Source organism: Alkalibacillus haloalkaliphilus C5 (genome assembly GCF_000269905.1).
Taxonomy (GTDB): Bacteria; Bacillota; Bacilli; order Bacillales; family Alkalibacillaceae; genus Alkalibacillus; species Alkalibacillus haloalkaliphilus_A.
Map to the genome: position 1 here is coordinate 1 of NZ_AKIF01000040.1, position 19,875 is coordinate 19,875.

A 19,875-nucleotide genomic window follows, 5' to 3' on the forward strand; every position below is an offset into this window, starting at 1 on the left:
GAGAGATATTAAACCTATTTAATTAGGTTAAAAAGGTGATTATATATGCAATCGCATTTTGAAAACATAAATAACGTGAAAAGTGAGTTCTTGATACGGTATAAGCATCCTTATATCGATGAAGTCTTGTATGACCAAGTATTTGTTGAAGATTATATGTGGTATATATATAAGCTTGTTGATCAACAAGACCATATTATTGCAGACGCGCTAGTCAATATGCAAGTATCACTAAACGTTCATGACATAGTTGATCAACACTTTAACGAAAGTAGTTCTCAAGAAGAGTTAAAAGATAACCAACTCAAAGTATTACTGGGGGATTATCACAGTTCTTTATTTTATAAACTACTTTCTAATGCGGAACTAACGAACGCTCTCTATCATTTTTTACCGTACATAAAAAGAATCAATGAATATAAAGTAGACTTATTACATAAACAATTTACGCCTAATGAGTGGGTTGAACAAGTAATTAATGTTTATTCACACTTGTTTTATGGAATTGCTAATTATTACGAGATCGAGAGTTATGAAGATAGCTGGCTACCTGAAATACAAAGTAAAATTTTAAGCCTTCATAATTATTTGCCGTGGTTTACTCAGTTAATTAATAATCAACAAAATGAAATTAAACAAGTTATTGAGCAACGTTAAATTTTTATAATGGGAATGGAGCTTTTTAATAACATTGATTAAGTTAATTATAAAACGTGTAAGTAGGAGTAGAGAAATAGATGGACCCAAATACGAAATCAGAGAAAGTACATAACGTCTTCGAGAAAATATATAAAAGGTACGACCGGATGAACTCCATAATCTCGTTTCAACGTCATAAAGCATGGCGCAAAAGTGTCATGAAACAAATGAATGTTGAGAAAGGATCCCACTGCTTAGATGTTTGTTGTGGTACAGGGGACTGGACTTTAGCGTTAGCTGATTCTGTAGGGCCTAAGGGCAATGTAGTAGGACTAGACTTTAGTCAAAACATGTTGTCAGTAGGAGAAGATAAGAAACGGGAACAAAGTGCGAATCAAGTAACGTTCGTACACGGCGATGCAATGTCTCTTCCATATGAAGACAATAGTTTTGACTATGTAACAATCGGGTTTGGTTTAAGGAATGTTCCAGACTATATGCAAGTGTTAAAAGAAATGTACCGTGTCGTTAAACCAGGTGGTCAAGTAGTCTGTCTAGAAACGTCACAGCCCACACTTCCTGTTTTCAAGCAATTATACTTCTTCTACTTTAAACATATAATGCCGTTGTTTGGTAAGTTGTTCGCTAAAAGTTATGAAGAATATGCATGGTTACATGAATCAACGAAAAACTTCCCTGGGAAAACCAAACTTAAAACGATGTTCTATGAAGCAGGTTTTGACGATGTGAAAGTTAAGAGCTTCGCTTTAGGAGCAGCAGCTATGCATTTGGGAAAAAAGTAAACTTTTAAAAAGGTGAATTTGATGAAGTTGGCAACCACTATTAAATATATGAACGACGATATAAACGAAATCGAGAATAAAATGAAACAAATTACCGGTAAAGAGCATTCGATGATCTCAACAGCTTCAAATCATCTTCTCCAAGCTGGTGGTAAACGAATTAGGCCGATTTTTGTCTTGTTATCGTCGCAATTTGGTCAATCGGATACAAAGCAAGCAATTAATGTAGCTGTTGCTTTAGAGCTTATTCATATGGCTTCATTAGTGCATGATGATGTCATTGATTTTGCAGATACACGAAGAGGACACCCAACTGTTAATTATAAGTGGGATAACTTAACGGCTATGTACACAGGTGACTTCCTCTTTGCTAGAACATTAGAATTAGTCAAAGGGCAAAATGAACAGCAAATACATGACGTTTTATCTGACACAATTCACCAAGTTTGTATAGGTGAGATTGAGCAATTGAGAGACAAATATGATATAGACCAAAGTCTTTTTAATTACTTTAGAAGAATAAAGCGAAAAACGGCTTTATTAATAGCTACTAGTACAAGGTTAGGTGCTATTGCAGCTAATAGTGAACCAGAAGTCGTTGAACGTTTAGGTTTATATGGTTATTACATAGGAATGTCTTATCAAATTATTGACGATATATTAGATTTTACATCGAATGAAAAAGATCTAGGTAAGCCTGTAGGAAGTGACTTATTAAACGGTAACTTAACTTTGCCTACAATTTTAGCGTTTAATAACAAAACTATTTACGATCAAGTTGAGCAATTTTTCAATGACCCTAGTGACATAACTAAAGCAGATCAGGCAATTGAACAAATAAAAAAGTCTGATGCGATTGAGGAATCATTCCAATATAGTCAGACCTATTTAAGGAAAGCTCTACAACAGTTGGATGATTTACCTAACACAAAACCGAAGCGGACATTGCAAAAAATTGCTGGCTATTTAGGAAAACGTAAATTTTAAAATTGTATTTCATCTTAAAATTTGATAAACTTTTTACGGTTTGAAACAAAATAATTTAAGAGGTGACAAGACAATGGAAAGAACTTTTATTATGGTTAAACCAGACGGTGTACAAAGAAACTTAGTAGGTGAAATTGTATCTCGCTTCGAACAAAAAGGTTTCAAGCTTGTTGGCGCTAAACTAATGCAAATCCCTAATGAATTAGCGGAAGAGCATTACGGTGAGCATAAAGACAAGCCTTTCTTCGGTGAGTTAACAAGCTTTATTACTTCTGGACCTGTATTTGCTATGGTTTGGGAAGGGGAAAACGTTATTACAACTGCACGTAAAATGATGGGTGCTACTAACCCTGCAGAATCAGATATCGGCACAATCCGTGGTGATTATGGTTTAACAGTTGGTAAAAACGTCATTCACGGTTCTGATTCACCTGAATCAGCTGAACGTGAAATAGGTCTTTTCTTTAGTGAAGGTGGTCAAGTTGACTACACTAAAGATGCTGATCAGTGGATTTACTAATATTACAAATTAATTGTCTGTACTTACAAAGTTCTAACCAATCGTGATCTTAATTGACACGATTGGTTTTTTCTTTAACGAGGTGTAGATGATTTCTATTTGTAATTTCTAGCATTAGACATAAGACCTATTATATAATAGGTGTTACGATGGGAGAGGTATTATGAGGGATGATTACATAACGTTTATATCTGATATAAAGAAAAGAACGGGGATTGACTTAGCATTATATAAAGAAAAACAAATGAAAAGAAGGCTGACGACGTTAAGAGATAAGCGTGGTTTTGCTAATTTCAATGACTACTATAAAGCTTTAATACAAGACGAACAATTATATTTTGAGTTTTTAGATCGAATGACGATTAACGTTTCAGAGTTTTATCGTAACTTTAATAGATGGGAAACATTCAGAACGAAGGTTCTTCCTACATTAATGGAAGGTAATGATCGTTTAAAAGTATGGAGTGCAGCCTGCTCAACAGGTGAAGAACCCTATACAATTGCCATGATCTTAAGTGATTACTTCCCGTTGGAAGAGATAACGGTTCATGCAACAGACATCGATGAACTAGCTATACAGAGAGCAATGGAAGGTGTTTATCCGGAGAGATCTTTGAAAGAGGTTCCGCGAGACAAAAAAGAAAAGTACTTTCATAAAAAAGGTAATTTCTATTCGCTATCAGATGAAATTAAGAGATGTGTTCAATTTAGTAAACATAATCTATTAGCTGATCGTTATCGTTCAAGTTACGATTTGATCGTCTGTCGAAATGTATTGATTTATTTCACAGAAGATGCGAAAAACCAAGTATATGATTGGTTCTCACAATCGCTTGTAGAAGGTGGGGTCTTGTTTGTCGGTAGTACCGAGCAAATTTTTAACCCCCAAAGCTTTAACTTTGAAGTAGCTGAAACGTTCTTTTATGAAAAACAATAATTTAAGAGGTGTTTTAAAGTGCGATATTTAACAGCTGGGGAATCACATGGTAAACAATTAACGACAATCGTAGAAGGTATACCGGCTCAATTAAATTTACTTAAAGAAGATGTGAATGAGTCGCTTATACGTAGGCAAGGCGGCTATGGAAGAGGGCGCCGTATGAAAATTGAAAAGGACCTAGTATCGATCTTAAGTGGTGTTCGACATGGTTACACACTAGGATCACCAATTACGCTTGCGGTTACAAATGACGACTTTAAGAACTGGGAAGATATTATGGGTGAAGCCCCCATTGAAGAAGATCAACATATTAGACGTCAAGTGACAAAACCTCGACCTGGACATGCTGATCTAAATGGTGCTTTAAAATATAATCACCGTGATATGAGAAACGTGTTAGAACGTTCATCGGCACGTGAGACAGCAGCACGTGTTGCGGCTGGTTCAATTGCTAAACAGATATTAAAAGAATTAGATATTAATATTGTAGGATACGTAAAAGAGATACATGGCATAAAAGCTAGTGATATTCCTATGTCAGTTGAAGAGAAGATCAAGAAATCTAACGAGTCGCCAGTACGTGTCATTGATGATTCAAAAGAAGAAGAAATGAAGCACGTGATTGACCAAGCAAAACAAGATGGTGATTCAATCGGCGGAGTCGTGGAGGTAACGGTTGAAGGAGTACCAGCAGGGTTAGGTTCCTACGTACATTTTGACCGGAAATTAGATTCTAAGATTGCAGGTGCTGTCGTTAGTATTAATGCATTTAAAGGTGCTGAGTTCGGCATTGGTTTTGAAGCAGCTCGTACACGTGGTAGTGAGACACACGATGAAATCGGATATGACGAACAACGTGGTTACTATCGTAAGACGAATAACTTAGGTGGCTTTGAAGGTGGTATGACGACAGGGATGCCAATTGTTGTTAAAGGGGTTATGAAACCAATCCCAACATTATATAAGCCTTTAGAAAGTGTAGATATTAATTCGAAAGAACCGTTTCAAGCTAGCATTGAGCGTTCTGACAGTTGTGCTGTACCTGCAGCAGCTGTTGTTATGGAACATGTTGTCGCTTGGGAAGTTGCAAGTTCTATAATTGAACAGTTTCCATCAGATTACATGGATCAATTAAAGCAATCAGTTAATGAGTATCGAGAAAGGATTAGAACGTTTTAATGAGAGAGATTAACGTTAACACTTCTAAAAGGTATCGTATTTTAATCGGTTCAGATTTAAGATATGAGATTGGTACTCTCATCAAATCATTTCAGTTCAACAAAGTCGCTATTATTACAGATGAAAATGTAGCGAACTTTTACTTGAATGATGTTACATATGCGTTGTCTCCATACGTTTCAACTGTTAACTATGTAGTACAAGCAGGTGAACGTTCCAAGTCGTTTACTGAATTTGAACGAATTCAGCAGTTTTTGCAAGATGAGCAGTTGGATCGTAATTCTGCTGTATTAGCATTAGGTGGGGGTGTTGTCGGTGACCTAGCTGGGTTTGTCGCTTCAACATATATGAGAGGAATCGGATTCATACAAATGCCATCTACGTTGTTAGCGCATGACAGTAGTGTTGGGGGTAAAGTCGCAATTAACCTATCTAATGTAAAAAATGTAATCGGTCAGTTTTACCAACCTGACCTCGTAATCTATGACCAAGACATGTTAGCGACGTTGAGCGACAGAGAATTTAGATCGGGTTTAGCTGAAGTTATTAAACATGGTTTAATTCAAAATGGTTCTTTACTTGAAAGGTTGATGGATAAATCGCAAATTTCTATTCATGACCCTGACTTTTCTAACATTCTTGAAAACTCTATACACGTTAAACGAGAAATAGTAGAAAATGATGAACGTGAATCTAATATTAGGCAATATTTAAATTTGGGACACACATTAGGTCATGCAATTGAATCAGTTTATTCAAGTCATTCTGTAACCCATGGTGAATCTGTTATGATTGGAATTCTGTTTGACTTATACGTTTCTGATCTAGAGAACGGAAGAGGCCAATCTAACTTACTCACTCAACCATTAATTGATTGGTTAACATCATTAGGATATAAGTTAACTATTAGTAAATGGGAAAGTGAAAAATTAATCACATCCATGTTAGCGGATAAAAAGAATGATAATCAACAAATCGCGCTTATTTTGTTAACAACTTATGGAAACCCTTATGTTAAACATTTTGATCAAAAAGTAATCGAATCCTACTTAGAAGGGTTTATTAGTTATATATCACAAACCCCAAATATAAAGACGTTATGTTAGAGCCGAGGAGGGATTATTTGGCAGAGCAATTTCATTATAAAGGTGGCTTAATCAATGGGAAGGTTAAAGTTCCTGGTGATAAATCGATTTCCCATAGAGCTGTTATGTTAGCGTCAATCGCAGACGGGGAAACAGTCATTAATCGTTTTTTACACTCAGAAGATTGTCGAAGGACGATTGAAGCGTTTAAATCATTAGGGGTACATATTAGTGAAAATGGTGAACTAGTTAAAGTATTAGGTAAAGGTGTCAACTCATTAAGACAGCCCAATACTACACTAGATATGGGTAACTCGGGCACGACAACAAGGCTTTTAATTGGATTGTTGTCAGCATTACCTTTTAACATCCATCTAAATGGTGATGAATCATTAATTAATCGTCCTATGGGGAGAGTCCTTAATCCATTAACAGAGATGGGGGCTCAATTCCTCTCGATGAAAGAAGAAAATAAACTACCATTGCAAGTAAATGGTGGACAATTGCAGCCGATTACTTATCGTTTACCAGTAGACAGTGCTCAAGTTAAATCATCAATCTTGTTAGCTGGATTACTAACAAACGGAACAACTACGGTCATTGAAAATAATCCGACAAGAGACCATACTGAAAAAATGTTATCAGCTTTTGGTGGCTCTGTTGAAGTTGACGGTCAACACATTAAGATTAATGGAAAACAATCACTATATTCAACAAATATTACTGTACCTGGCGACCAATCATCAGCTGCATTTTGGATCGCAGCTGCAGTTATAACACCAGGTAGCCATTTAATCCTCGAAGAAGTAGGGGTTAACTCAACGCGTATGGGACTTGTGAATGTGTTAAAGCGAATGGGAGCTAATATTAACGTTTCCGTTGAACGTTATATTGGAGACGAGCCTGTTGGTACTATAGAAGTAGCATATTCAGAGCTCATTCCGACAACCATTACAGAACAGGAGATTCCAAGTATGGTTGATGAAATACCTTTATTAGCTCTTATTGCAACTCAAACTAAAGGTGAAATGAAAATTAACCATATTAAAGAATTACGTTATAAAGAAACAGACCGAATTGAGGCGACAGTTAGCATATTACAAAACCTTGGGACAACAGTCTTTTCATCAGAAGATCAAATGGTAGTTAAAGGTCCTACAGAATTAAGGGGTGGTTCTGTCCAATCTAAGAATGACCACCGTATGGCGATGATGGCTGTTATTGCTTCAATCATAAGTGATGAACCTGTTACAATTGATGAAACGGATTGTATTAATGTCTCCTATCCAACATTTTTTGAAGATATGAGATTAATCATGAAGGAAATTGAACTGTGAAAATAGAAAGGTGAATTTAAGTTATGGAAACAATTAGCGAAGCATTGACACTTAAAGAGGAAGGAAAAGTTAACGAAGCTGTGCAACTGTTAAAGAGTTATGTTGCAGAAGCCGAAGATGCAGAGCGATTCGATATTGCGCAATTACTTCATGAATGGGGCTTGCTAAATGATGCAAGAGATGTTTATGAAGATATGCTTCTGTTATACCCAGATGATGACCAAATTAGATTGCTGTTAGCCGAAATTTATACTGACTTAGGAGAAGACGAGTTAGTATTAGAAACTCTTGGAGAAATAAAAGAAGACTCAGAGTTTTATACGACAGCCCTAGTACAATTAGCTGATTTTTATCAATCTCAAGGATTGTTTGAAGTGGCTGAACAAAAGCTTAAAGAAGCAAAATCAATCGATTCGGAAGAACCAATTATTGATTTAGCATTGGCAGAGTTAGCGTTCTCTAATGGCGAATACCAAAAATCAATTCCTTTTTATAAAAAAGTAGACAAGGAAGCACCAAGTATTGATGTTGTTAACATTAAAGAACGATTGGCTGAATCGTTATCTTCAGTCGGTGACTGGGAAGAAGCACTTAATTATTTTGAATTAATTGAACTAGAAACACCTGATCAATTATTCAAATACGGTTACACAGCCTATCAAATTGAACGATTTGATATTTGTACTAAAGTTTGGAATCAACTGATTGATTTAGACCCTGAATATACAAGTGTTTATCCAATGTTAGCTAGAGCCTTTTATGAAGAAGGAGCACTGCAAGAAGCTTTTGATACAACGGTACAAGGTATTAATAAAGATGAGCATAACAATGAACTATATTTATTAGCTGCTCAATATGCATTGAAGTTAAATAAGCAGGAAGAAGCGGTTACTTATTTACAAGAAGCATTAGCGATTGACCCTGCTTATGAAGACGGAGTAGAGTTACTAATAAATATTTATTTTGAAAATGAGCAGTACGAACAAGCAAAAGATTTAGTTGATCAGCTGATGAGTTATGAGGTTATCCAGTTGTCTTAAATTGGAGAGCAGCACAAGTTTATAATGAACTAGAGCAATTTGACCTTGCTAAAAAACATTTTGAACAAGCTGCACTCACTTATAGTGAAGAACCAGATTTCTTAAAAGAATACGGTATGTTCCTAGTAGAAGAAGGGGACCTTCAAAAGGCGTTTAATATTTTAAATGCTTACTTAACAATCATCCCAGATGATGAGGAAGTTCAGGAGTTCATTATGAGAATGCAAGAACAGTAAGTAAGAGGGGGGACGATATGGAAATCTCACCATTACAAAAAAAAGCATTTATTGATTGGTTTTTAGATCAATATGACTTGCCTAAGCGTGAAATTGTATGGCTTTTTGATTATTTATTAAAGCGTGATGAGTTGTTAAATAACTTGCACTTTGTATTCGAGGCTCATCTATGCCCAAGAAGCATGATTATATCTGTTCAAGAGGGGGAAGAAAGGCCGTTTCGTTTTTACAAAGAACATGTTGTAACCAATGAGGTCGAAAAGGCTTTTCATGATATTAGAATGAATCATGGGGAACCTTTATATGTAGAAATGAATTTCGAAGGGGTTAGAAATTCAGAAGAGTATATTTCTGTACTAGAGGATAATCCGTTTCTACCTGATGATTACTATTTGAAGGACTCTGATTACAAGGAAATTGATCTACTGTTAAACTATATAACAAATGAACAATACATTTTAGAATTAAAATCAAAAATTGACCAAGCTTTAGATGAAGGAGATTTGAAATCTTTTAATTTTTACAGTTCCTTACTAAATAACCAGCAAGCAGAGGATCAAAATAGGAGGTAGCTGATATGAAATGGATGCATCAAGATGTGCAGAATTATACTAAAGCTAAAGAGTATATTGATTCTGCTATTATGCCTTTAATGCCATTCTCATTTGAAGATGATGATGAGTTAAGTAAGCTGGCTTACCAACATGAGGTCATGCAAATATTTATGACTCAAATTGAAAAGCAATTAAAAGGCCGAGTTTTTTTATTGCCTGTATATAATTACCTTAAACAAAACAAACTAGAAGATGAATATGAGCGTTTAGAAACAGTTGTTAACCATGTTAATGAGCAACCATTCAAACATATATTTTTGTTTACTTTTGATAAAAAGTGGCGAAAATACAGTTCAAAAATTGATGCAGAATTAATATGGTTACCAGCACCCCAACAAGGTGATTTAAATCAAGTAGAAACCCAACAATTAGTTCAATCACAAGTCAGTGAAATAGAAGACTTGATTAAAGAGCAATGGGACGAGTAAGATTTATGACAATCTTGTAAAGAAATTGTGACATTTTTCTATTCAATCTGTTGTTTTTATTGACCGATGTTGAGGGATACGCTATCATTATATTGTCCTAATAAATATGTGAAAAACCCTGTTCGTTGATCAGATGGATAGAGGGGGAAAGACATGAGCGAAAAGAAAAACAATCAAGTCTCTCGTAGGCAGTTCTTAAACTACACGCTGACAGGTGTAGGCGGCTTCATGGGTGCGGCAGTTGTTGCACCAATGGTTGGTATGGCTGTCGATCCGTTGTTACAGGCTGACGGTTCAGATGAATTTGAATATGTAATGGATGTTGATGAAATTACTACCGAGCCACAACGTAAGACATTCTACATTGACCAACAAGACGGTTGGTATGATACAGAAGCTGAACGTACTGCATGGATTTATCGAGACGAAAATGGAGACATCTTAGCACTATCTCCTATCTGTACTCACTTAGGTTGTGTTGTCGACTGGGAAACAGGTGATCATGATAATGAGTTCTTCTGTCCTTGTCACTATGGTCGTTACGACAAGAATGGAGTTAACATCCTGGTACACCACCAGAAGGACCACTACATGCCTATGAGTATCGTATTGAAGACGGTCGATTATATCTAGGTAGAGCGAATCCACGAGAGGGGGCGTAATTGATGCTACAGAAGTTATATGACTGGGTTGATGAACGGCTAGATATTACGCCTATTTGGCGCGATATCGCTGACCACGAAGTACCTGAACACGTAAACCCAGCACACCACTTTTCAGCATTTGTATATTGCTTTGGTGGTTTAACATTCTTTGTTACTGTCATTCAGGTATTATCAGGTATGTTTTTAACAATGTACTATGTTCCAGATATTGAGAATGCTTGGCATTCAGTTCAGTATCTACAATCACAAGTGGCACATGGACAGATTGTTCGCGGTATGCACCACTGGGGAGCTAGTGTCGTAATTGTAATGATCTTCTTACATACTTTACGCGTATTCTTCCAAGGTGCTTATAAGAAACCACGTGAATTAAACTGGATTGTTGGTGTGTTACTATTCTTCGTAATGTTTGGACTAGGGTTTACTGGATACCTATTACCATGGGATAACAAAGCATTCTTCGCAACTCAAGTAGGTCTTGAAATTGCAGAGAGTGTTCCTGTCATTGGTACGGATATTAAGACATTACTTGCAGGTGATCCAGAAATTGTTGGTGCACAGACCCTAACAAGATTCTTTGCGATTCATGTATTCTTCTTACCAGCAGCTCTGTTTGGGCTAATGGCATTACACTTTATTATGATTCGTCGTCAAGGAATCTCAGGTCCACTATAAGAAGAAATCTGATGATAAGGAGGGAACACTGTGCATAGAGGAAAAGGAATGAAATTTGTCGGAGACTCACGTGTCCAAGACAAAGAACAACGTAATACGATTCCAAAAGATTACTCTGAGTATCCTGGTAGAACGGAAGCCTTTTGGCCGAACTATTTATTAAAAGAATGGTTAGTAGGTGCAGTATTCTTAATCGGATTTTTATGTTATGTTGCTGCTACACCAGTAGCATTAGAGCAGCAAGCTGACCCTAACAATGCTGCATATATCCCTTTACCAGACTGGTACTTCTTGTTCTTATATGAATTGTTAAAGTTTGAATTTGCTGCGGCTGAGTATGTCGTTATTGGTACGGTTGGTATACCAGGTTTAGCTTTTGGTGCTTTATTATTAGCGCCATTCTTAGATACAAAACCAGGCCGCCGTCCATCTCAACGTCCGATTGCAACTGGTATGATGTTAATCGGTGTACTTGCGACAATTTGGTTAACTTATGAATCAGTTGTAGCGGTCGATTGGGAAACTCGTGAAGAGTATTCAGTAGATAATATGGTAGAGCATGAAGTTGATGAAACCCATCCAGGGTATGAGGTTTATGCTCAAAACTGTATGAGCTGTCATGGTGGCGATTTAGAAGGTGAACCAGGTTTAGGCCCAGATCTTCTAGATTTGCCAACACCACCTGATGCAATTATGGAAATAGCTGTTGAAGGTATTGGTGACATGCCAGCCGGTATGTTTGAAGGTACGGATGAAGAGCTAGAACAATTAGCTAACTTTATTGTAGAAAACACTGAAACTGATGACGGTGAAGGTGGAGACGAAGATACAGAAGAATAATGACAAAAAAGCTGACTTGTAATAAGTCAGCTTTTTGCATACATATGACGTAATTTATAGGAGTAGTAACATGATTTATTTATTGATGGATCGACGTATTCTGTTCTTGTTGTTAATCATAAATACCTTTGGAACAATTTATGGCTTCTATTGGTATCGTTATCAATTAGAGATCACTCCAACAATCTTTATACATTTGTACCAGACAGCCCTACAGCCTCCATGTTTTTTGTATTTGTTTTAATCGGATTCTTACTTAATAAAAACTTTAAGTATATAGAAGCTTTGGCTATGTTGACACTGTTTAAATATGGAACTTGGGCAGTCGTTATGAACATTTTAACGTTCATTCATGGTCAACCAGTTTCATTAATGGCCATGATGTTAATAGTCTCTCATGGCGCGATGGCCATTCAAGCCTATTATATTCACCATTCTTTAAAATTGAAATGAGACATTTAGTCGTAGCAAGTGTTTGGACATTACATAACGATGTTATTGATTATGTGTATGGGCATATGCCGATGTATCCAACATTATCTCAATTTGAAGAGCATATCGGTTATTTCACATTTTGGTTAAGTTTATTATCAATCACGCTAGTGTATCTTTTAGTCGTAAGAAGAACACGTTCTAACGAATTAGCATAAGCATATAATAAATATGAGTTAAAAGGGGCTATTCAAAATGGGTTTAAGTGTGTTGATCATACTTTTCATCCCTTTATATGCTTTAGCTATTGTTGTTGATATGAGTGAAATTATTTTTACGATTACACTAGTGACTTCCATTATTATTGCAACATTATTTTATGTCGGTTGGAAAAAATATAAAGAGGATCAGTCGACAAGCAAAGAAATTGACGACCAAAATTAGCTTGACTAAAATTGACTATAAAGAAATAAGTGATGGAGGGAAGCCGATATGAGTATGGGGGCATTTTTAATTTACTTTGCGATTTTATTAATTCTTCCTCTTTGGGCACAAAGCAAAGTAAAAAACACTTACAAAAAGCATATGAAAATTGCTGTTTCATCTGGTATGACTGGAAGAGAAGTTGCGCAAAGACTTTTACAAGAAAATGGTTTATATGACGTCAGAATAGAAGAAACGAAAGGCTTTCTTTCTGATCATTATGACCCAAGCAAAAAGGTTGTTCGATTATCATCACACAATTACCATGAGGCATCACAATCAGCTGCAGCAGTTGCAGCTCACGAAGTTGGACATGCTATTCAAGATGCAGAAGGTTATGCATTTTTACGTTTTAGACATGCCTTGGTACCAATCGCGAGTTTCGGTTCAAATGCATCGTTCTTCTTCATTATTGCGGGTATTTTATTTACTTCTATGCAAATGTTCTTAGTTGGTATTATCTTTATGGCGTTTGCTGTATTGTTCCAACTTGTCACTTTACCAGTAGAATTTGATGCTTCTAATCGTGCGATGGGTCAGATGGTCGGTTCTGGTATTATTGGAAGTGCAGAACATCGTGAGACTAAAAAAGTGTTAGATGCTGCAGCTTGGACTTATGTTGCAGGTGCGGTTGTAGCATTAATGGAACTAATCCGTTTCATTCTAATGTTCTTGCACATGAATGATTAAAATGTAATTTTTAAAAAGCTATGTAGTCATAGATGATCCCATACTAGTATGGGATCATTTTTTAAATACAACAGGATGTTACTGCAGAAACTTGGCTATTAGACTAAATAATGAATTAGAGCCTCAACTTATAAAACAATTTACTTTTTGACTTTTGTCGTATTTGGTTTGGGTTTTACGACTAAACTCAAAAGTAAAATAGTCCAGCAGTGGAAATACACGAAGACTCCAATGGGAACAGCGCGAGCCGAAAATCACCCAAAACGATACGGCAGTGAGTTTTGGGAAGTTGAGGCCGTGCCCATGGAAAGCGAAGTGTATTTCCACTGCGGTATGATTAAGCTTTACTTTAATCTAAATATTTACGACATAGTTTTAAAAGCTTAAATTTAAACTAATCAATCGGTTTTTTGTTTTCATCTAATGTAAATCCTTCACCTAACACATCATGTACCGTGGATACTGAAACAAAAGCATGCGGGTCAATTTCATGAATAATGTTTTTTAATTTGACGATTTCATTTTTACCTACAACACAATACAAAACTTGACGGTCTTTACCAGTGTAGTAGCCTTTTCCGTTCAAGATCGTAACGCCACGATCCATTTGCTCTGTAATTCCTTCTGCAAGCTTTTCACTATGATCAGATATGATTGTAGTACCTCTTGCCGCATATGCACCTTCTTGAATGAAGTCAATAATTCTTGCCCCGATAAATACAGCTACTAACGTATACATCCCTTCGACTTCATTTAAGTAAAAGACAACCGATGCGACAATGACAATGGCATCAAATAAAAACATTGTTCGCCCCATACTCCAGCCGATGTATTTATGGACAAGTCTTGCGATAATGTCTACACCACCTGTTGTACCTCCGAACCTAAAGATAATTCCTAAACCAACCCCGATAAATGTCCCGGCAAATAAAGCAGCTAGCGTCATGTCATCTTGTAATGAAAAAGCTGGGTAGGCTTGAAATACCCATAAAAAGATCGACACAGCAACTGTACCAATGACAGTATATACAAATGTAATTCTTCCTAATAGTTTTAAACCAATAAAGAAAACGGGGATATTTAAAATTAAATTCATAATTCCAGGGTCCCAAGAAAATAAAAAGTACAATAACAATGTAATCCCCGTAAATCCACCTTCTGATAAGTTGTTTTGCATATTAAAGTTAACAATACCAAAAGAGAAAATGGCAGCTCCGATTAATATAAATAGTATATTCTTCGCTTTAATGCCGTTTAACATTAATAACCCTCCGTCTGCTGTAATCACTCAAATTATTATATCCAATATTAGCCAACACATCAATTTGCTCTAGTAACTGAGCATTTCATTAGCAGGATAAAGAAAAAAGTGAAAAATTAATATTAATAATTTGTCAAATTCTTATTTGTTAGCTAACATTATGTTAGATTATATAGAGGAAGTGATTTCAAGTGACAGAGCAACATACTGCAGAAGAGATGCAAAAACGTGTTCATGCATTTATAAGTCAATTTGAAGAAGGTTATTTCTCACCATTAGCTATGATGGCACGTCTAACAGAAGAAATGGGTGAATTAGCCCGAGAAGTGAATCATTACTATGGAGAGAAGCCGAAAAAGTCGTCTGAAGAAGATAAAAAACTCGAAGAAGAGCTTGGTGATTTACTATTTGTCATCATAACAATGGCTAACTCTTTAGATATTGACTTAAATGAAGCATTTGATATAAGTATGTCAAAAATAGAAAAAAGAGATCAAAATCGCTGGACTAAAAAGGAGAATGAATCATGACAGAAACAATCAACATTATTTTAGCAGGCCCAAGAGGTAAAATGGGTACAGAAGCATTAAAACTAATTGAAAGAACAGACCATTTTAACTTAGTCGGTTGTATTGATCGTAAACATAATGGGTTATCGGTAAAAGATATAGACAACTTACCGAATCTCGATGCTCCTATATATACTGAATCAAGTGAGGCGTTTGATGAGTTAAATGCTGATGTTTTAATTGACTTAACAAATCCAGAGGTTGGTTATGAGAACACTCATTTAGCATTGTTACATCATGTTAGACCAGTTGTAGGTACCTCAGGTTTTTCTGAAGAGCAATTATCGACTTTAAAGCAATTAAGTAATGAAAACAAAACAGGTATTGTCATCGCCCCAAACTTCGCAATGGGAGCTGTTTTAATGATGCGCTTCTCCCAAATGGCGGCAAAGTATTTCCCTAATGTTGAAATTATTGAAAAGCACCATGACCAAAAGCTAGACGCACCATCTGGTACAGCTGTTAAAACGGCGCAAATGATCCGGGAGGTGAGGCAAACAGAACAACAAGGTCACTCAGAAGAAAAAGAAACAATTGAAGGAGCTCGTGGGGCTGAGTATGATGGGTTTAGAATTCATAGTGTTCGTTTACCTGGATACATCGCTGAACAAGAAGTAACGTTTGGACAAACAGGTCAAACTTTAAAAATCACCCATAGCTCAATGGATCGTTACTCATTTATGAGTGGAGTCCAATTTGCAGTGGAACAAGTAATGGAAATGGATGATTACGTATACGGTTTAGAAAATTTAATGGAATAGTAGGTGATTTCAATGAAAATTGCGTTAATAGCACACGATCATAGAAAGCAAAGCTTAATCAATTTTATTACAGCATATAAACCTATCTTCCAACAGCATGAATTATTTGCAACAGGCACTACAGGAAAACAAATTATGGATGAAGTTGGTCTAGATGTGAAAAGGTTACAATCAGGCCCTTTAGGTGGTGACCAGCAAATTGGTGCTAAAATCGCTGAAGATGATTTAGATTTAGTTGTATTCTTCCGTGACCCACTAACAGCTCAACCACATGAACCTGATGTAACGGCATTGCTAAGATTGTGTGACGTTTATAGAATTCCTGTTGCAACGAATGAAGCAACTGCAGAAATTATTATTCGCGGATTAAATAGCGGGTGGCTAGAATGGCGTACGATTAAAGAATCGGTAGGTATATATAATGAGTAAACGAATTGGGATCGTTTGTTATCCAACAGTCGGGGGCTCGGGAGTAGTCGCTACTGAATTAGGCATCTTTTTAGCCGAGCAACAATATGAAGTTCATTTCATTTCAACAACGATGCCATTTAGACTGAAGCGTCTTTATCCTAATATTTATTTTCATGAAGTAGAAGTGGCGAATTACCCTGTTTTTAAACATCCACCTTATGATTTATCACTTGCTAACAAAATAGCTGAAGTCGTAGACCGTGAGCAACTTGATATTATTCATGCTCACTATGCGGTCCCTCATGCCATTTGTTCATTATTTGCTAAGCAAATGGCCAAGCGAGACGTGAAGATTGTTACAACTTTACACGGAACTGATATAACCGTATTAGGAATCGATGATAGCTTACAAAACATGATTCGTTTTGCGATTGAACAATCAGATGCTGTTACGGCCGTTTCAGAAAGTCTAAAAACACAAACACAAGAAGTATTCGAAACCGATACAGATATACAAGTTGTTCATAATTTTATTGACTCGGAAGAACGTATACCAGCTTATGATGATGACTTAAAGCGACGTTTAGGGATCAATATGGATGAAAAAGTCGTCATTCATATTTCGAATTTTAGAAAAGTAAAACGGGTTGATCAAGTCGTTGAAGCTTTTAGTAAAGTAAGGGACCACGTTCAATCTACACTGCTTTTAGTTGGAGACGGACCTGAGTATAGTAAGGTAAGGCAAAAAGTAATTGATTTAAATTTACAAGACGACGTAATCTTTTTAGGAAGGCAAGATAATATCCAAGATCTATTGAAGATTAGTGATGTTAAGTTGTTGTTATCAGAAAAAGAAAGTTTTGGCCTTGTATTATTAGAAGCGATGAGTCAAGGGGTTCCTTGTGTTGGGACTAAAGTTGGCGGTATTCCAGAAGTAATTGATGATGGAGTAAATGGCTTTATTTGCCCGTTAGGTGATTTAGAGTGTGTATCAGACAAAGTGGTGAATTTATTAACTGATGAAAGTCTATGGATTAAGCTTTCAAGTCAGTCAAAAGAGATTGTAGAGCATCAGTTTCAAACAGAACAAATTGTAAAACAGTATGAGTCAGTTTATGATCGCGTACTAGAATAGGGTTGGTTGTTATGTTAGGAGAACCTTTTACTAAAGCTCGAAATGTCATTCAAACATTAGAAGATAATGGTTATGAAGCGTACTTTGTTGGTGGGTCAGTACGTGATTATTTGTTAGATGTCCCAATTGGTGATATCGATATAGCTACGAATGCTAAGCCTGATGAAATGTTAAGCCTATTTGAAAGAACAGTCCCTGTCGGTATTGAACATGGTACAGTGTTAATATTAGATGATGAACATGAATTTGAAGTGACAACTTACCGAGTTGAAGGAGATTACGATGATTTTAGGCATCCTGATTCGGTAGAATTCGTACGTGATATCACATTAGACTTAAGTAGGCGTGATTTTACAATTAATGCTATGGCGATGAGTTTAGATGGGGACATTATTGACCCGCATGGTGGGCAAGAGCATTTATTACAAAAAGAAATACATACAGTAGGCCAACCAAAGGATCGTTTCACTGAGGACGCATTAAGAATGTTAAGAGCTGTAAGGTTTGCAAGTCAATTAAACTTTGAAATTGCTCATGACGTAAATGAAGCTATTAAAGATTATGGTTCGTTAATTAATCACGTTGCGGTCGAACGAATTCAAGTTGAGTTATTTAAAATGTTTAAAGGTGTTGGATTAAAGCAAGGATTATATAGTTTAAAGGCGACTCAGCTTTATAAATCATTACCTCTTTTCAAAGAAGAACATTCTTTATTAACACGTTTAAATGAGACGGTTAAGAATCCTATTCCATTTGAAAATGTCATGATTGCAACCTTTTGTTTATTAAGTAAAGATTATGATTTAAATGACTGGGTGAAGGCTTACAAACTTTCTAATAAACTAAAAAGGGAAAGTATGCACGTTCTCAATTGTTATGATGAATATAAGCGTAATGGAATAAACGAGGCGCTTGTCTATCACTTAAAACAGGATTATATTGTGGATTTTGTAGAAATAGTTTTTATAGTCGATCAAGTTAAGATTGAAACTAGTGAACTAATAACATTGTTCGAACAATTACCCATTAAGTCTCGTAGCGATTTAGCAGTAACAGGACATGATATTATGAGTATGTTCCCAAACGAGAGAAAAGGTCCTTGGATTGGCGAGTATTTATCGAAAATAGAGCAACTCGTTTTACAAAGTAAATTAAAAAACAATCGAACCGAAATAGAGAGTCAGGTGAAGAGATGGAAGGAACAAGAAAGCAATTAATTAATCTTCTTTTTCAACATCGAGATCGTTACGTATCAGGTCAAGAGTTATCAGAAGTTCTGAATATTTCAAGGTCTGCCATTTGGAAACATATGAACGAATTAAAGAAGTCTGGTTACGAGATCGAGGCTGTTACGAATAGAGGATACCGCATCATAAATGTACCAGAGTCGTTATCAGAAGATGCAATAAGGTGGGGACTTGAAACGAAGTGGCTAGGTTCAACTTTACACTATCATCCAACTGTCACATCAACACAAAACTTAGCTCATGAATTTGCCCGTGATGGTGCTGAGCATGGCACTGTTGTCATCGCCAGTGAGCAAACAAAAGGAAAAGGGCGTATGAAACGGTATTGGGACTCTAAAGCAAAAGTAGGTTTATGGTTTAGTACAGTCTTAAGACCACATTCATTAGAGCCAAAAAATGCAACACAAATTACATTAGTTGCTGCAGTAGCATTAGCAAACGTTATGACAACCTATGGTATACCAATTAGAATTAAGTGGCCGAATGACTTATTTATTGGCGATAAGAAGATGGCAGGCATTTTAACGGAAATGCAAGCTGAACAAGACCAGATCGATTACATTATTATTGGAATCGGTATGAACGTTAATCACGAAGAAGCGGATTTTGGCTCCACTGTATTAGAACACGCCACATCGCTAAAAGTATATACACACGATCACTACAATTTAAATACATTATTTAAATCAATAGCTCATGAGTTTGAAGTGCAATATGAACGCTTTATTGAGCATGGGTTTAAGCCAATCAAGTCAGATTGGGAAGGTTATGCATACAAAATGGGCGAATGGCTTACAGTTCGAGCGCAAGGTGAATGGAATGCTAAACTAATCGGCATCCATGAAGATGGAGCTCTTAAAGTCGTCGACGAAAAAGGTCAAGAACACTTATTATATTC

General features: G+C 36.2%; 22 protein-coding genes and 3 pseudogenes. 24 read left to right on the top strand and 1 reads right to left on the bottom strand.

Annotated elements, in window-relative coordinates:
• Positions 1 to 45 precede the first annotated feature (45 nt).
• The 18 genes and pseudogenes from A194_RS0106155 to A194_RS0106235 all read left to right on the top strand — a co-directional run bounded on the left by A194_RS0106155 (position 46) and on the right by A194_RS0106235 (position 13,593).
• A complete protein-coding gene (locus tag A194_RS0106155) occupies positions 46 to 657 on the top strand; it encodes a heptaprenyl diphosphate synthase component 1 (RefSeq protein ID WP_017185982.1) in 612 nt (203 codons plus the stop codon).
• An 80-nt stretch (positions 658 to 737) separates the two neighbouring features.
• Positions 738 to 1,442: a demethylmenaquinone methyltransferase gene (locus A194_RS0106160; protein WP_017185983.1), complete on the top strand. Its 705-nt coding sequence runs from the start codon at positions 738 to 740 to the stop codon at positions 1,440 to 1,442.
• Between the two features lie 21 nt (positions 1,443 to 1,463).
• Positions 1,464 to 2,429, top strand: coding sequence for a polyprenyl synthetase family protein (locus A194_RS0106165; RefSeq protein ID WP_017185984.1), 966 nt, complete (start codon positions 1,464 to 1,466; stop codon positions 2,427 to 2,429).
• Between the two features lie 73 nt (positions 2,430 to 2,502).
• Positions 2,503 to 2,949, top strand: coding sequence for a nucleoside-diphosphate kinase (gene ndk / locus A194_RS0106170; RefSeq protein WP_017185985.1), 447 nt, complete (start codon positions 2,503 to 2,505; stop codon positions 2,947 to 2,949).
• Between the two features lie 163 nt (positions 2,950 to 3,112).
• Positions 3,113 to 3,886 (top strand): CheR family methyltransferase, encoded by a 774-nt coding sequence (locus A194_RS0106175; protein WP_017185986.1) that lies wholly within the window; start codon positions 3,113 to 3,115, stop codon positions 3,884 to 3,886.
• 18 nt (positions 3,887 to 3,904) lie between these two features.
• Positions 3,905 to 5,068: a chorismate synthase gene (aroC, locus tag A194_RS0106180; protein ID WP_017185987.1), complete on the top strand. Its 1,164-nt coding sequence runs from the start codon at positions 3,905 to 3,907 to the stop codon at positions 5,066 to 5,068.
• Positions 5,068 to 6,174, top strand: a complete 1,107-nt coding sequence (gene aroB, locus A194_RS0106185; protein WP_017185988.1) for a 3-dehydroquinate synthase — start codon at positions 5,068 to 5,070, stop codon at positions 6,172 to 6,174. The genes aroC and aroB overlap by 1 nt, the downstream gene beginning before the upstream one ends.
• 17 nt (positions 6,175 to 6,191) lie before the next feature.
• On the top strand, positions 6,192 to 7,490 hold the full coding sequence (gene aroA, locus A194_RS0106190) for a 3-phosphoshikimate 1-carboxyvinyltransferase (RefSeq protein WP_017185989.1): 1,299 nt from the start codon (positions 6,192 to 6,194) through the stop codon (positions 7,488 to 7,490).
• A gap of 23 nt (positions 7,491 to 7,513) precedes the next feature.
• Positions 7,514 to 8,530, top strand: a complete 1,017-nt coding sequence (locus tag A194_RS17585) for a tetratricopeptide repeat protein (protein ID WP_017185990.1) — start codon at positions 7,514 to 7,516, stop codon at positions 8,528 to 8,530.
• A gap of 8 nt (positions 8,531 to 8,538) precedes the next feature.
• Positions 8,539 to 8,766: pseudogene (locus A194_RS21160) on the top strand (tetratricopeptide repeat protein); the annotation flags it as partial.
• 17 nt (positions 8,767 to 8,783) lie between these two features.
• Positions 8,784 to 9,338 carry a ReoY family proteolytic degradation factor gene (locus A194_RS0106200; protein WP_017185992.1) on the top strand — a complete coding sequence of 185 codons (555 nt, stop codon included), beginning with the start codon at positions 8,784 to 8,786 and terminating at the stop codon, positions 9,336 to 9,338.
• A 5-nt stretch (positions 9,339 to 9,343) separates the two neighbouring features.
• The gene (locus tag A194_RS0106205; RefSeq protein ID WP_017185993.1) at positions 9,344 to 9,808 is read left to right on the top strand and encodes a DUF2487 family protein; all 465 of its coding nucleotides are present in this window, start codon (positions 9,344 to 9,346) and stop codon (positions 9,806 to 9,808) included.
• A gap of 153 nt (positions 9,809 to 9,961) precedes the next feature.
• Positions 9,962 to 10,470: pseudogene (locus tag A194_RS17590) on the top strand (Rieske (2Fe-2S) protein).
• Between the two features lie 3 nt (positions 10,471 to 10,473).
• Entirely contained in the window at positions 10,474 to 11,148 is a 675-nt protein-coding gene (gene qcrB / locus A194_RS0106215; RefSeq protein WP_017185994.1) for a menaquinol-cytochrome c reductase cytochrome b subunit, read from the top strand.
• Between the two features lie 30 nt (positions 11,149 to 11,178).
• Positions 11,179 to 11,988, top strand: coding sequence for a menaquinol-cytochrome c reductase cytochrome b/c subunit (locus A194_RS0106220; RefSeq protein ID WP_017185995.1), 810 nt, complete (start codon positions 11,179 to 11,181; stop codon positions 11,986 to 11,988).
• A 70-nt stretch (positions 11,989 to 12,058) separates the two neighbouring features.
• Positions 12,059 to 12,638, top strand: a pseudogene (gene lhaT, locus A194_RS17595) (lipoprotein heptaprenylglyceryl N-acetyltransferase LhaT).
• 37 nt (positions 12,639 to 12,675) lie between these two features.
• Positions 12,676 to 12,864 (top strand): sporulation protein YpjB, encoded by a 189-nt coding sequence (locus A194_RS0106230; RefSeq protein ID WP_017185996.1) that lies wholly within the window; start codon positions 12,676 to 12,678, stop codon positions 12,862 to 12,864.
• A 48-nt stretch (positions 12,865 to 12,912) separates the two neighbouring features.
• Positions 12,913 to 13,593 (top strand): zinc metallopeptidase, encoded by a 681-nt coding sequence (locus A194_RS0106235; RefSeq protein WP_017185997.1) that lies wholly within the window; start codon positions 12,913 to 12,915, stop codon positions 13,591 to 13,593.
• A gap of 394 nt (positions 13,594 to 13,987) precedes the next feature.
• Here the strand turns inward: A194_RS0106235 and A194_RS0106240 are convergent, their stop codons facing one another.
• Positions 13,988 to 14,854: a YitT family protein gene (locus A194_RS0106240; protein ID WP_017185999.1), complete on the bottom strand. Its 867-nt coding sequence runs from the start codon at positions 14,852 to 14,854 to the stop codon at positions 13,988 to 13,990.
• Positions 14,855 to 15,072: 218 nt separating this feature from the next.
• Here A194_RS0106240 and A194_RS0106245 point away from each other — a divergent pair, with 218 nt between their 5' ends.
• From A194_RS0106245 to A194_RS0106270, 6 genes are all read left to right on the top strand, one after another.
• Entirely contained in the window at positions 15,073 to 15,384 is a 312-nt protein-coding gene (locus tag A194_RS0106245) for a nucleotide pyrophosphohydrolase (protein ID WP_050980491.1), read from the top strand.
• Positions 15,381 to 16,184, top strand: a complete 804-nt coding sequence (gene dapB, locus A194_RS0106250) for a 4-hydroxy-tetrahydrodipicolinate reductase (protein ID WP_017186001.1) — start codon at positions 15,381 to 15,383, stop codon at positions 16,182 to 16,184. The genes A194_RS0106245 and dapB overlap by 4 nt, the downstream gene beginning before the upstream one ends.
• 12 nt (positions 16,185 to 16,196) lie before the next feature.
• Positions 16,197 to 16,613, top strand: coding sequence for a methylglyoxal synthase (mgsA, locus tag A194_RS0106255; protein WP_017186002.1), 417 nt, complete (start codon positions 16,197 to 16,199; stop codon positions 16,611 to 16,613).
• Complete coding sequence (bshA, locus tag A194_RS0106260) at positions 16,606 to 17,730, top strand: N-acetyl-alpha-D-glucosaminyl L-malate synthase BshA (RefSeq protein WP_017186003.1); 1,125 nt, start codon at positions 16,606 to 16,608, stop codon at positions 17,728 to 17,730. The genes mgsA and bshA overlap by 8 nt, the downstream gene beginning before the upstream one ends.
• Before the next feature lie 11 nt (positions 17,731 to 17,741).
• On the top strand, positions 17,742 to 18,947 hold the full coding sequence (locus A194_RS0106265; RefSeq protein WP_017186004.1) for a CCA tRNA nucleotidyltransferase: 1,206 nt from the start codon (positions 17,742 to 17,744) through the stop codon (positions 18,945 to 18,947).
• On the top strand, positions 18,923 to 19,875 hold a 953-nt coding region (locus A194_RS0106270; protein ID WP_017186005.1), incomplete at its 3' end, for a biotin--[acetyl-CoA-carboxylase] ligase. The genes A194_RS0106265 and A194_RS0106270, both read left to right, overlap by 25 nt.

Coding starts and splice junctions, on each gene's coding strand:
- A194_RS0106155 (WP_017185982.1), top strand. CDS start 46: ATGCAATCGCATTTTGAAAACATAAATAACGTGAAAAGTGAGTTCTTG.
- A194_RS0106160 (WP_017185983.1), top strand. CDS start 738: ATGGACCCAAATACGAAATCAGAGAAAGTACATAACGTCTTCGAGAAA.
- A194_RS0106165 (WP_017185984.1), top strand. CDS start 1,464: ATGAAGTTGGCAACCACTATTAAATATATGAACGACGATATAAACGAA.
- ndk (WP_017185985.1), top strand. CDS start 2,503: ATGGAAAGAACTTTTATTATGGTTAAACCAGACGGTGTACAAAGAAAC.
- A194_RS0106175 (WP_017185986.1), top strand. CDS start 3,113: ATGAGGGATGATTACATAACGTTTATATCTGATATAAAGAAAAGAACG.
- aroB (WP_017185988.1), top strand. CDS start 5,068: ATGAGAGAGATTAACGTTAACACTTCTAAAAGGTATCGTATTTTAATC.
- A194_RS17585 (WP_017185990.1), top strand. CDS start 7,514: ATGGAAACAATTAGCGAAGCATTGACACTTAAAGAGGAAGGAAAAGTT.
- A194_RS0106200 (WP_017185992.1), top strand. CDS start 8,784: ATGGAAATCTCACCATTACAAAAAAAAGCATTTATTGATTGGTTTTTA.
- A194_RS0106205 (WP_017185993.1), top strand. CDS start 9,344: ATGAAATGGATGCATCAAGATGTGCAGAATTATACTAAAGCTAAAGAG.
- qcrB (WP_017185994.1), top strand. CDS start 10,474: ATGCTACAGAAGTTATATGACTGGGTTGATGAACGGCTAGATATTACG.
- A194_RS0106230 (WP_017185996.1), top strand. CDS start 12,676: ATGGGTTTAAGTGTGTTGATCATACTTTTCATCCCTTTATATGCTTTA.
- A194_RS0106235 (WP_017185997.1), top strand. CDS start 12,913: ATGAGTATGGGGGCATTTTTAATTTACTTTGCGATTTTATTAATTCTT.
- A194_RS0106240 (WP_017185999.1), bottom strand. CDS start 14,854: ATGTTAAACGGCATTAAAGCGAAGAATATACTATTTATATTAATCGGA.
- A194_RS0106245 (WP_050980491.1), top strand. CDS start 15,073: ATGCAAAAACGTGTTCATGCATTTATAAGTCAATTTGAAGAAGGTTAT.
- dapB (WP_017186001.1), top strand. CDS start 15,381: ATGACAGAAACAATCAACATTATTTTAGCAGGCCCAAGAGGTAAAATG.
- mgsA (WP_017186002.1), top strand. CDS start 16,197: ATGAAAATTGCGTTAATAGCACACGATCATAGAAAGCAAAGCTTAATC.
- bshA (WP_017186003.1), top strand. CDS start 16,606: ATGAGTAAACGAATTGGGATCGTTTGTTATCCAACAGTCGGGGGCTCG.
- A194_RS0106265 (WP_017186004.1), top strand. CDS start 17,742: ATGTTAGGAGAACCTTTTACTAAAGCTCGAAATGTCATTCAAACATTA.